This is a genomic window from Pseudomonas sp. NyZ480 (assembly GCF_029537255.1).
GTDB lineage: Bacteria > Pseudomonadota > Gammaproteobacteria > Pseudomonadales > Pseudomonadaceae > Aquipseudomonas > Aquipseudomonas taiwanensis.
Window position 1 is genome coordinate 4,659,070 of record NZ_CP120626.1, and the last position, 12,537, is coordinate 4,671,606.

The 12,537-nt window shown below is 61.6% G+C and carries 10 protein-coding genes and 1 pseudogene; 4 read left to right on the plus strand and 7 right to left on the minus strand.

The window, feature by feature from the left end; genetic code table 11:
- Window positions 1-100 precede the first annotated feature (100 nt).
- Both P3R38_RS21355 and P3R38_RS21360 read left to right on the plus strand, forming a co-directional pair.
- Window positions 101-694: a hypothetical protein gene (locus P3R38_RS21355; RefSeq protein ID WP_277686582.1), complete on the plus strand. Its 594-nt coding sequence runs from the start codon at window positions 101-103 to the stop codon at window positions 692-694.
- A 124-nt stretch (window positions 695-818) separates the two neighbouring features.
- Window positions 819-1,772 (plus strand): arsenic resistance protein, encoded by a 954-nt coding sequence (locus tag P3R38_RS21360; RefSeq protein ID WP_104883283.1) that lies wholly within the window; start codon window positions 819-821, stop codon window positions 1,770-1,772.
- A gap of 183 nt (window positions 1,773-1,955) precedes the next feature.
- Here P3R38_RS21360 and P3R38_RS21365 read toward each other — a convergent pair whose 3' ends face one another.
- Complete coding sequence (locus P3R38_RS21365; protein WP_177325269.1) at window positions 1,956-2,840, minus strand: homocysteine S-methyltransferase family protein; 885 nt, start codon at window positions 2,838-2,840, stop codon at window positions 1,956-1,958.
- A 118-nt stretch (window positions 2,841-2,958) separates the two neighbouring features.
- Between P3R38_RS21365 and P3R38_RS21370 the strand changes: the two genes are divergently transcribed.
- Window positions 2,959-3,780: an ABC transporter substrate-binding protein gene (locus tag P3R38_RS21370; protein ID WP_023382416.1), complete on the plus strand. Its 822-nt coding sequence runs from the start codon at window positions 2,959-2,961 to the stop codon at window positions 3,778-3,780.
- Window positions 3,777-4,598 (plus strand): amino acid ABC transporter permease, encoded by an 822-nt coding sequence (locus P3R38_RS21375; protein ID WP_023382417.1) that lies wholly within the window; start codon window positions 3,777-3,779, stop codon window positions 4,596-4,598. The genes P3R38_RS21370 and P3R38_RS21375 overlap by 4 nt, the downstream gene beginning before the upstream one ends.
- Before the next feature lie 41 nt (window positions 4,599-4,639).
- On the opposite strand, the gene arsH is transcribed toward P3R38_RS21375, so the two are convergent.
- From arsH to P3R38_RS21405, 6 genes and pseudogenes are all read right to left on the minus strand, one after another.
- Window positions 4,640-5,341 carry an arsenical resistance protein ArsH gene (arsH, locus tag P3R38_RS21380; RefSeq protein WP_023382418.1) on the minus strand — a complete coding sequence of 234 codons (702 nt, stop codon included), beginning with the start codon at window positions 5,339-5,341 and terminating at the stop codon, window positions 4,640-4,642.
- Between the two features lie 82 nt (window positions 5,342-5,423).
- A pseudogene (locus P3R38_RS21385) lies at window positions 5,424-6,706 on the minus strand (arsenic transporter).
- Window positions 6,707-6,723: 17 nt separating this feature from the next.
- Complete coding sequence (locus P3R38_RS21390) at window positions 6,724-7,071, minus strand: metalloregulator ArsR/SmtB family transcription factor (RefSeq protein ID WP_277686583.1); 348 nt, start codon at window positions 7,069-7,071, stop codon at window positions 6,724-6,726.
- 72 nt (window positions 7,072-7,143) lie between these two features.
- The gene (locus P3R38_RS21395; protein ID WP_027907651.1) at window positions 7,144-8,766 is read right to left on the minus strand and encodes a methyl-accepting chemotaxis protein; all 1,623 of its coding nucleotides are present in this window, start codon (window positions 8,764-8,766) and stop codon (window positions 7,144-7,146) included.
- Window positions 8,767-8,974: 208 nt separating this feature from the next.
- A complete protein-coding gene (locus P3R38_RS21400) occupies window positions 8,975-9,211 on the minus strand; it encodes a hypothetical protein (protein ID WP_023382422.1) in 237 nt (78 codons plus the stop codon).
- An 819-nt stretch (window positions 9,212-10,030) separates the two neighbouring features.
- The gene (locus P3R38_RS21405; RefSeq protein WP_277686584.1) at window positions 10,031-12,505 is read right to left on the minus strand and encodes a hypothetical protein; all 2,475 of its coding nucleotides are present in this window, start codon (window positions 12,503-12,505) and stop codon (window positions 10,031-10,033) included.
- Window positions 12,506-12,537: the final 32 nt, after the last annotated feature.

Here is a 12,537-nt window from a genome sequence, read left to right on the forward strand (position 1 = left end):
GGGCTTCTTCGTTTCTGCGCCCTGTACGGAACCCGTTCCGCGTGGGCTAGCCCGGCAAAGCCCCCTAGCCTGAGGCCTCCCCAACCTAGTGGAGCCTCCCATGACCGATCACGTCGCACACTCGTTCACCGCCACCCTGGAAGTGGCCGAGTCGCCCATCAACACGCTCGGCAGCATGACCACAGGGCAGGTAGCCCTCGACAGCCCACAGCAAACGCCAGGGTATGCCGTGCAAGGGAACCGCACCCTTGGACTGCTCAATGGCTCGGACGCCGACTGGCAGCACGGCCAAGAGCTGGGGCTGGTCAATTTCGACAAAGGCGAACAGCCGGTCGCGCTGGTGCTGTATTTCCGCCATAACGACGCCGGTTATCGGCTGTACGTTCGCAGCGGCCCCCACTTCGGTGAAGGGGTGTTCACCACCTCCGACGGTTTGGTCAATGTCGAACCCATTGGCAGCCAGGACCCGGCGCTGTGGACTTTGACCGATGTGCAGCTGGGCGAGCCGTTCGATGTCACGCAGCTGGAAGAAGGGCGTCGGGAAATCCAGTTGGTCAATGCCAAAGGGCATGGCCTGGAGATCCACAACCTGTATCCAGTGGGTGGGTTCCTGGCGTGCCATCAGGCTGCGGAGCACAGCACCGTGAGCCTGGTGATCAAGGCGCGTGGTGTGGATTGGGCGAACCTTGGTTGAGCGTGTGCTCATCGCCGGCAAGCCGGCGCCAACAGGCGGCATGTCACCTGCGGGCGCTGGCTTGCCAGCGGCCAGACCCGCACAATAGCCACGCCTTGCGTACCCGCGATCACAGGACCTCGCCTTGACCAGAGAGCAACTCGAAACCCAGCAGATTCCGATCTACTTCGCCACCGTAGCCGTCGCCCTCACCTTCGGCCTGCTGGCCCCCGACACCGCTCACCCTCTGCAAGCGCTGGTTACCCCGGCCATTGCGGTATTGATGTATGCGATGTTCCTGCAAATCCCCTTCCTCGACCTGCGCCAGGGCCTGGGCAACCGCCGCTTCATGGCCGCGCTGCTGCTCGCCAACTTCGTTTTCGTCCCACTGCTGGTCTGGGCGACTACCCGGGGGTTGGTCGAGCATCCGGCAATTCTTGTCGGCGCCCTGCTGGTGCTGCTCACCCCCTGCATCGACTACGTCGTGGTGTTCACCCACATTGGCCAGGGCGATTCGCGCCTGACCCTGACCGCCACCCCCCTCCTGCTGCTGTTACAACTGGTGCTGCTGCCGGTTTACCTGGCGTTGATGCTCGGTGCTGGCGCACGGGTGACGATCGCCATCGCCCCGTTCATCGAAGCCTTCGTGCTGCTGATCGTGCTGCCGATGGTACTCGCCGTGCTCACCAGCATCGGCGCCCGTCGCTCCCGTGCCGTGGCGACATGGAACGACGCCTGGGCGTGGATGCCGGTGCCGGCGATGGCGTTGGTACTGCTGGTGGTGATCGCTTCGCAGATCACGGTGGTGATGCGCGACTTCGACAGCCTGTTGCCGGTGATTCCGGTGTATATCGGCTTCATGCTGCTGGCGCCGGCCCTCGGCTTGGTGTCTGCGCGACTGTTCCGCTTGCCAGTGGCCGAGGCGCGCTCGGTGACCTTCAGCGCATCGACCCGCAACTCGCTGGTGGTGCTGCCTTTGGCATTGGCGCTGCCCGAGGAAATACGCGCATTGGCAGCGGCTGCCGTGATCATGCAGACCCTGGTGGAACTGGTGAGCGAGCTGATCTACGTCAGGGCCGTGCCACGGCTGGTGCGGTGAGCCCAGCTCGACGCCAACTCAGGCCACTGCCGGTGTGGCACCGCCCTCCCGCCAGGCAGCAGGCAATCCACGAAAGCCTCCAGGCAAACCGATGCCTGGACACCCGGGCCTCAGCGATCCGCGCCCCGATGGCCGAGTGCGGGCGTACGTTGCCTGTACAGCAGCCGCCCGCCCTTTTCAGCTTCAGGCCAGATGGCGTTTCAGCTCGGCGATGTGCTCCGGGCCGATGCCACAGCAGCCACCGATCATGCTCGCACCGCGCTTGCGCCAGTCATTGGCCCAGGCCAGGTAGCCGGGCGGGTCAAGGTCCTCGCGCAGTTCATCGAGGCCGTCGTTGGCGGTGGCTTCCTTCGGCTGCGGCGGGAAGGCATTGGCATAGGCGCCAATGACGATATCGGCAGTGTGTCGCTCGATCACCGAGCGCGCGACATCCACCGCCGCGCCAATCACCTCAGGCTGGCTGCAGTTGAACAGCACCGCGTCGGCCCCCAGGCCAACCACGGCTTCGATGGCATCGGCCACCGGCTCGCCGGAACGCAGGCGCGGGACGTCGTCGACTTCTTCGTCCTGCAAGGTGAACGAGACCCAGAACGGCTTGCCGTCTTCCGGCAGGTGGGCATGGATGGCCCGCACTTCGGCAACCGAGCTTTGGGTTTCCGCCAGCCACAGGTCGACATGCGGGGCCAGGCCCTGCAGCAGCGGGGACAGCACTTCCTCTACTCGCTCGGGCTGGAACAGGTCTGGGCGATACGAGCCGAACAGCGGCGGCAGCGAACCGGCCACCTTGACCGGATGCGCCCCTGTATCGGCGGCGTGACGTGCCAGCTGGCCGGCGATCGTGGCCAGCTGGCGGCCTTCCTTGGCAAAACGCTCCTCGCCGATGTGGAACGGCACCACCGCATAACTGTTGCTGGTGATGACCTGGGCCCCTGCGGCAATGAACGCTGCGTGCACGCCCACCACCGCTTCGGGCGCCTCGCTCAGCGCCAGCGCCGACCACTCCGGCTGGCGAAACGGCGCGCCACTGCGCTGCAGTTCACGGCCCATGCCACCGTCCAGAATCACCATCGCTCGCTGTTTCATATAACTACTCTGAAGGTTCTTATGAATAAAATTCATTATGAGAGGAACATTTATAACTATTAAATACCCTTTATCTCCTTTGTCCAACATTTCAGGTATGTACATGCGATTTTCTACTCTGCTCGGTGCGGGCCTCGTGCTGCTCGCGACTGCTTCCCAGGCCTTGGCCGGCGCCACGCTGGAGCGGGTCGAATCGCGCAAGGAACTGGTCAACGTGCTGATGGAGAGCTACCCGCCGTTTTCTTTCCTCAACGACCAGAACCAACTGGACGGTTTCGACGTGGATGTCGCCAAGGCCGTGGCAGACAAACTGGGCGTCAAGCTGCGCCTGGAAACCCCTTCGTGGGACGTGATCGCCGCGGGCCGCTGGAGCGGCCGCTACGACATCTGCATCTGCTCGATGACGCCGAGCAAGGCCCGCGCCGAGGTGTTCGACTTCCCGGTGGAGTACTACGCATCGCCGGCGGTGATCGTGGTCAACGCCAAGGATGACCGGATCCATGGCGCGAAGGACCTGGACGGCCGCAAGGTAGGCCTGACCAGTGCATCGAGCTACGAGAGCTACCTGAACAAGAACCTGGTGATCGAAGGCAACGAAGACAAGAAGATCGAATACCCCTTCGACTTCGTGCAGATCGCGCCGTACGACACCGACAACGTTGCCTTCCAGGATTTGGGCCTGGGCGCCGGCGTGCGTCTGGATGCCATCCTCACCAACCTGGTGACAGCGCAGCCGCGCCTGGATCAGGACAAACGCTTCAAGCTGGCCGGCGCCCCGCTGTACGAAGAGCCGAACTCGGTGGCCATCGAGAAAGGCGACCCCGAGTGGGATGCCAAGGTGCGCCAGGTGTTTGCCGAACTGAAGGCTGATGGCACCCTGGCCAAGCTGTCGCAAAAATGGATTGGCGCCGACATCAGCAAATGAGCACCTTCCCTCCCTCCCCCAAGCCCGTGGTGAAGGCCACGGGCGCCGGCCTGTTCGGCTTTCGCACACGGTTACTGCTGACCTGGCTGGCGCTGTTCGGCCTGTTCGTCGCGTTTTTCCTCAGCTTCGACCTGAAATTCTCGATCATCCTGGAGAAGTTTCCGAACCTCGCCGGTTTCAGGCTGGGGCCCAACGGCTTTCTGCAAGGCGCGGCACTGACCTTGTTCCTGTGCCTGTGCTCGATGGTGGTGTCGGTGCTGTTCGGCTTTGCCGCCGCCCTGGCCCGCTTGTCGAACAGCGCAGTGCTGGTGGGTGTCGCCAGCTTCTATACCTCGTTCTTCCGCGGCACACCGCTGTTGATCCAGATTCTGCTGATCTACCTGGGGCTGCCACAGCTGGGCTTGGTGCCGGGCGCCATCAGTGCCGGCATCATCGCCTTGTCGCTGAACTACGGCGCCTACCTGAGCGAAATCTTCCGCGCCGGCATCCTCGGCGTCGCCCGGGGGCAACGTGAAGCGGCGCTGGCGCTGGGCATGCGCCCACGGCAGATCTTCTGGCACATCGTCCTGCCCCAGGCCATGCGGGTGATCATTCCGCCCAGCGCCAACCAGTTCATCTCGATGCTCAAGGATTCATCGCTGATATCGGTGATGGGGGTGTGGGAGGTGATGTTCCTGGCGCAGTCGTATGGGCGGTCGAGCTATCGGTATCTAGAGATGCTGACCACGGCGGCGGTGATCTACTGGCTGCTGTCGATCCTGCTCGAACTCGTACAGGCGCGGCTGGAGCGCCACTATGGCAGGGCTTATCAACGCTAGCCACCGGACACTCCACCCCCCCAGGGGCGCCGAACGCGCGATCAGATCGAACGCTGGTTCACGCGCGCAGAAAGCTGTTCGGCGCTTTCCTTACGCTCGGAATAACGATCGACCAGAAACGCCGCACGGTCGCGCAGCAGCACGGTGAACTTCACCAACTCCTCCATCACGTCCACGACACGGTCGTAATAAGGCGAAGGCTTCATGCGGCCCGCATCGTCGAACTCTAGATACGCCTTGGGCACCGATGACTGGTTGGGGATGGTGAACATGCGCATCCAGCGGCCCAGCACCCGCAGCTGGTTGACCACATTGAACGACTGCGAGCCGCCGCACACCTGCATCACGGCCAAGGTCTTGCCCTGGGTGGGACGCACGGCCCCAAGAGCGAGGGGAATCCAGTCGATCTGCGCCTTGAACACGGCCGACATCGCGCCATGACGCTCTGGCGAGCACCACACCTGCCCCTCCGACCACAGCACCAGCTCACGCAGCTCCTGCACCTTGGGATGCTCGACCGGCGCATCGTCTGGCAGGGGCAGGCCAGAAGGGTTGAAGACCCGCACCTCGGCACCGAAATGCTCCAGCAGGCGCGCCGCTTCTTCGACCAGCAGGCGGCTGAAGGAACGTTCGCGGGTCGACCCATAAAGCATCAAGATACGCGGCTTGTGGTCGCTGACGCGGGTTTCGGCAGGCGGCGCCTCGAACAGGGAAAGGTCCAGATTGGGGAGTTGCTCAGACATAGGTCCTCCTGGAGCAGGCCAACGCGGTCCAGCGTGCATGGGCAGCGGCGGCATCGATCGCTCCTCTACGTGGTAACAGGCTTCAGAGGCTCAGGCGCAGGGCCAGGGCCGACAGGGTGATCAACAGCACCGGCACCGTCAGCAGGATGCCGACCTTGAAGTAGTAACCCCAGGTGATGCGCATACCCTTGCGCTCCAGTACATGCAGCCACAGCAGCGTGGCCAGGCTGCCGATGGGGGTGATTTTCGGGCCCAGGTCACAGCCGATGACGTTGGCGTAGATCATCGCCTCGCGCACCAGCCCCTCCACCCCGCTGGCATGGATCGACAGCGCGCCGACCAGCACGCTGGGCATGTTGTTCATCACCGACGACAGCAAGGCCGAGAGCAAACCCGTACCGATGGCCGCACTCCACAGCCCCTGCCCGGACAGCCGTTCGAGCAGCATGCTGAGAAAGTCGGTGAGGCCGGCGTTCTTGAGCCCATACACCACCAGGTACATGCCCAGGGAGAAAATCACCACCTGCCAGGGCGCCTCGCGCAGCACACGGCGGGTGGAAATTCGGTGACCACGGGCAGCCACCGCGAACAGAATCGCCGCACACACCGCCGCCACCGCACTGACCGGCACGCCCAAGGGTTCCAGCACGAACAGGCCCGCCAACAGCACCAGCAGCATCCAGCCACCGACGATGAAGGTGGCACGGTCATGGATAGCGGCCTTCGGCGCTTTGAGCGCCGCCAGCGAATACTGCACCGGCAGGTCGCGGCGGAAGAACAGGAACAGCACCAGCAGCGTGGCGGCCACGCTGGCCAGGTTCACCGGCACCATCACCGACGCATATTCGGCAAAGCCCAGCCCGAAGTAGTCCGCCGAAACGATGTTGACCAGGTTGGACACCACCAGCGGCAAGCTCGCCGTGTCGGCGATGAAGCCCGCGGCCATGACGAAGGCCAGGGTCGCAGCCGGCGAAAAACGCAGGGCCAGCAGCATCGACATGACGATGGGCGTAAGAATCAGCGCCGCACCATCGTTGGCGAACAACGCCGACACCGCCGCCCCCAGCAGCACGATGAAGGCGAACAACCGGCGCCCATCGCCACCGGCCCAGCGCGCCACATGCAGCGCCGCCCACTCGAAGAAACCGGCCTCATCCAGCAGCAGGCTGATGACGATGATCGCGATGAACGTCGCCGTGGCGTTCCACACAATGGCCCAGACCGCAGGAATGTCGTGCAGCGATACCGCGCCGACCGCCAGGGCGATGATCGCCCCCAGGCCGCGCTCCAGCCTACGCCGAGGCCTCTGGGCTGCCAGATGACCAAAATGAGGGTGAAGATGAAGACAGCAGCAGCAACCAGCATGGGAGCGACCTCGAAGTTCAGCAGCAAGCGCTGGCGCGCACGGGGCGGTCATTCATGTTCTGCAGGCGCGAGGTGTTGTCCTGCAGCCACGCGGCGTTGGCCTTGAGCGTAACCTGCAGCATCTCGTGCACCCAGGCGGGCAGTTGCGGGTTGAGGCGGTAATACACCCACTGGCCCTGGCGACGATCCAGCAACAGACCACTGCTGCGCAGTTGCGCCAGGTGGCGGCTGATCTTGGGTTGGCTGTCGCGCAAGGCGCACATCAGCTCGCAGACGCACAGCTCGCCGAGGCTGGCGATCAGCAAGGTGGCGCGGGCGCGGGTCTCATCGGACAGGCTTTTGAAAACCTCGGTGGGCGCGATCATGGGGGCTGCCTTTTACATATGGATAATCGAATATACGGATTTCCATATGCAAAGCACAACCCCCAAGGGCTATCAGAAGCGGAAGCGCTTCATCATGTCGTTCAAGCCAATCGACAGGCTGGCCAGCTCCTGGCTGGCGCTGCTGATCTGACTGGCGCCGTCGGAGGTTTGCAGCGACAGGTCACGGATGTTCAGCAGATTGCGATCGATCTCGCGCGCGACCTGCACCTGCTCTTCAGTGGCGCTGGCCACCACCAGGTTGCGCTCATGGATGGTGCTTGCGCCCGAGGTGATCTCATCCAGGGCCTGCCCGGCCAGCTCGGCCACTTCCAGGGTTTCGCGCACCTGCTGGCTGTTGCTCTGCATCGAGGTCACCACACGGGCGGTGCCATTGCGGATGGCGTTGACCATTTCTTCGATTTCCAGCGTCGAGCTTTGGGTACGCGCCGCCAGCGCCCGCACTTCGTCAGCCACCACCGCGAAACCACGCCCGGCCTCGCCCGCCCGCGCCGCCTCGATGGCAGCGTTGAGCGCCAGCAGGTTGGTTTGCCCGGCAATGGCCCCGATCACGTCCAGCACCTTGCCCACCTCCTGGGACTGTTCGGACAGCTCGCCGATCTGGCGGCAGGCCTCGCCGACATTTTCGTTCATCTTGTCGATCGAACTGATGACCTGCCCTACCCGCTCGCGGCCCAGGCGCGCGGCGTCTTCGGACTGGCGCGACACCTCGGAGGTGCTGACGGTGTTGTGCGCGACCTCCTCCGCCGCGGCGCTCATCTCGGTCACCGCCGTGGCCGCCAGCTGGATCTCGTCGCTTTGGCGATTGAGGTCGCTGGACGTCTGCCGGGTGATGGCCGACATCTGCTCACTGGCCGCCGCCAGTTGCTGGGACGAGTCGGCGATCAGACGCAGGGCATCCTTGAGGCTGTCCTGCATCGCCGCCAGCGCCGTCATCAATTGCGTCGCTTCGTCACGGCCATCGGTGCGCACCACCCGGGCCAGGTTGCCACCGGCGATGCCCTGGGCCACGTCGATGGCCTCGCGCAGCGGGCTGACGATGCTGCGGGTCAGCAGCCAGGCCAGGCCAACCGTGAGCACCACCACCAACCCCAGAATCGAGTAGGTGAGGTACAGCGCGCGCTGGTATTCGGCGCTGGCATCGGCGGTGTAGCGCGCAGCGACATCGCGGCTGGATTTCACCAGCGTGTCGTAGAGCTCGCCGATACGGTTGGAAATGTCCTGCATCTCACCGCTGAGCATGGCCTGCATCTGCGGTACCTGGTTCTGGTCGGACAGCAGTTTGTACTGGTCGATGAGCACACGGTACTTGCCGATCAGTTGCTGCATTTCCACGAAAGCAGGTTGCGCCGAGGGCGGCGCCACGGCGCCGAAGTCCTTCATCCCGGCGTCCAGCAGCCCCTTCAACTCCTCCAGCCGCGCCAGCGTCGGCGCCAACTGCGCCGGGGCACGGGCCAGGGTCATGCGCATGGTGATGACCCGCAGGCCCAGCATGTGGCTGCGGATCTCGCCCAGGTAGCGCGTGCCGGCGTTGGTGACCTGCTCGGTGTACACCACCGCTTCGCGCATGGAAGAGATTTTGTTGATGGAGAACAGGCCCAGGAAGACCACCAACACGGCGATCAGGCTGAAACTCAGGTAGGAGCGAGTGGCGATGTTGAGACTGCGTACGGACATGGCAGGTTACCGGAGGCTGGTGGACTGCTCGTACGATCGGCAGGAAGCGCGCAGTGTTTACCTCGGGTTGGTGGGCTTTGTGCGGTGATCGAACACAATTATCGGGCGGGGGCGCTGGTGGGGTGAGGCGGCGCGCAATGGGGCTTGGGCACATGCTGGCTTCGGTCGGTGTCGCCTGGGTTTGGCCGAGCCAGCATGGTGGTGGTTTTTACTCGGTTGGAGGGTGTGTGCCGGTGTCGCTCTGCTGGAGGACTTTTCCGCATTGCTCACTGGCCAGGCGGCTGATGATCCGGATGGCCTGGTGGATGCCAGCGGTGTTGCGGAAACTCAGGCGTGGGTTGTGTTCGCATTCCAGCATTTCGTCGTGCTGGACCAGCGCTTCGCCGAGGAGTTCGAGGGTCCAGGCGTAGCTTTGCAGGTTGGAGAGGCGTTCTTGGTCAGTCATGGGGCACCTGCTTGGGTGCGGGGGTGGTTTGGGTGTGGATGGGGTAGAAGGTTGGAGGGGTGTGGGCCGGTTTGGGGCGGCGGCGGAGAGCGGATGCGAGGATCCTTATCGGATTTTTGGTGGGCATGCATGAGACTCCAAGTTTTGGTTGGAGCTACCACGATCCTTCCTACGGGATTGGGTGGCAGCTGTGTATGGGGTAGGAATACCGGGGAACTTGGGAAACCCGGCCAGGCCGAAGCCTGCCCACACACAGCCGCCATTACAGAGCACGGCAGGCACAAAAAAAGCGCCAGCTGTGGTGCAGGGGGCGCCTAGTGCGTGCGCCAAGTTTACCAACGGGTTCCTACGCCCGGTCACGGAATTTGCCGCGACTTAGGAAATTTATCCTTGCGGCTTGGATGGGACAAGGTTTAAAGCTGTAGGAAACGTCTCTGATTTTTAGAGGAAAGGCGTCGATAGTGCTGGATTGTGCGGAAAATGGTGATTTTGTCGTTTGGCGGTGGGGCCGAAGGCGAGCAAATCTGTAATGGACTAACTGTGGCGGAGACAGGAATCGTATCGATACCTAACCATATGATTTTTAACAATACTTTCAACAAAACCCCTCCCCGCTACCTCTAAAATTACCTCAAGGCGCCTCCTCGATAGGTCTGTAACCAAGATGGGACGGAGGGCATAAAGCATCAGTGGGATTACTCCATGCCTGCGGCAAACAGCGCAACGGCGGCCAGTGAACAGCTACAGTTTGCCTCTGCCGCTCACCATCAGTGCCCCCTTTCGTCAACAAAGTGCATTTGTTGCCCGCCGACAGCGGGGCTAGTCCTCATCGTCGAATACATTCGTCCGCCCAGGGTAGTAGTCAACTGTCAGTGATTCAGTCACCTCTACCACAGCCATGGTGTGCCTAAACCGCGAGGAGCGATCGCCGAATCCAGGCTCAAACTGACGAAGTACTATCAAGATGAGCAAGTGCGCGCTGTTCGCGGTTAGGTACTTTTGGACCAAGTCCGACCGGCAACGTAGTTGAGTACCACTGGACCGGTTTTCTTCGTAACGGTCGGCTTGCTGGCTCCAAGTTTCAGAATGCACAACGACAGCACCAGACGGATCAACCCACCGACGTCCGAGGGCGTCTGCCATCGCGATGTGCGCGAAAGCATTTACATGGCTGGCAAGTCTCAACCGCAAAGCTGCCTGGGCTACGCCCAATGAATCGGATGCATCTAGCCCCTCATCGAGCTCAGCATCGACGACCCAAGGCATGAAGGGCAGATGCGATTGCGCGGCCTCAGAATCCGCATCCTCATACTCGTCCAACCGAGGAATATAGGCTTGGAACGGCTCTTGGCGGGCGAGATCAGATGCGACCAGAGTGCTTTCCTTGGCCGAGACCAAAGCAGATCGGATGTGGACGTCGACTCCGTCGATAGACTTCCACTCGCCATCAACGACTAACCAATCGCCCAGCTCGCCGCTGATCCCCAGTAGAGATTGCAGCGTGCTCGGCGCTCCAGTTAGGCCAACTGTACCCTCGTTAACTTCCCGTAGATTGATGCGGGTGGCCAGAGGTCTCCGATCCGTGACGTCGGCCAACCAAAGCCCATCTTTACGAGTCAACATTCGCCGATTCAACCACTCCTCCCACGGGTCACCCTCGTCATAGGGGCCCTGAACCACTGGGAGTTTGGAGAGAAACTCACCGGCTACCGCATGTAAGGCATGCCAACACAACTGCTCACCATAGGTATGATGATCAGGGGAGAAACCGCGATGACCTCCACGGCGGTACACAGCGCGCCCGCCCTGATCCGACATATGAGTGATTTCAGAATCATGCTGTCTTACCCATTGGTTTATTGCATCCCCTGTGGACCAATATGCTTGGCCGAAGACCTCACCTAGCTGGCTGACTTCATACTTTCCAAAGTCATAATCAAGATGTAATGACTTCAATGGCTTCGACACGCCCTCGGGCCTACCTTTGTAAAACGAGCCACCAAGATGCTTGCTCGACTTAGCCATTGGATAGGTCGAGTGATTCACACGTTCAAGCTCGGTTACTACCTCTTGCTCCAACGTGAGGTGACCACCGCGGCTGCACGTGAGCAGTGCTTGCGCCGAGAAATGCTTGAAAAGCACATGAGGGTTTGTTGCATCCAGGGCAATTCGCTTGATAAGGGTCTGGTGTTTACAGACCGCTGCTGGATTATCAACGGCAATTCGCGCCAATGCGATCAGGAGCCAAAGCTTCGCATGAAGATGGAAGAACGGCATTTCCGCAGCTTGAAAACACCCCGCATCGGTCGCGTCAATCTTCATCACAACCTTGTCCAAAATATCTGCCCGGCCAAGTCGTACAGCAACCCTGAGGCTATGCGCGGCCATCCAACGTCTCTCAGCCTGAGGCGCACCAAGCGCGAACCAGAAAAGACCGGCAGCCGCCTCCGCTTGATCACCGGGCGGGTAGAGATTGGATTGCCACGGGCCGTCCACTACCGAAGACGCCAACTTGGCTGCTCCAGCGTTTAATAACCGATGGATGGCCGCTTGACCGACACCCTCTGCAGCCGACGCATTAACGGTAGTCCCCAGGCTCAACCAAACGGATGCCGGCACATCGAAATTGGGCCGGGAAAACTCCTTGATCAATGCCAAGGTGAGCGTGTGACGGTCCACGCCTGAAACCGCCGAAAGCTCATTGATGTCCGAGGTGTTTAGATAACCAAATGAAACAAACTCATCCGCGCACTGCCGGATAATGATTTCGGCGCAGTCGTATAGCGTGCTGGCAAGAGCATTGGATGCTTGCGACCAAGCACTTTTGCAGGAACTCAGAACGCGAAGCTTCTCATGGAGCTTCAGTTGCTCCTGACGAGCAATCATGGTGACGTATTGTGACCACTTGCCATAGGGAATTTTCGCCTGAACTTGCTCGAAAAAGTCGCGTTGCGCCCCCCATCCCCAACCATTTAGCTCATGGAGTTTCTCTAGAGCATCTGCAAGGGAGAGCTCTTCCACAGGGTCTGTTTCGAGGACAAGTGACGCAAGCAACGATTCGGCAGCAACTTGCTCTTGATGGCGTCGCTCGACATCGGCGAGAAGGGGTGAACCTCTCCAGTTATTCAGGTCGTTGTATTCGCGTGTAGAGACTTCAATCCGCTCAGCCAGTGAGGTCAAGTACTCGTACTCGCCGGACATCTCATCGAAGGCGGACTTTGCCAGGCCTGCCAAGGCACGAGGTACCGCGGCGCCAAATCCGTGAGGATTGTTTTGCTGGTACTGGGTGATCAACTCCTCTGTGACCCCCTCCAGCCGCCCCACTT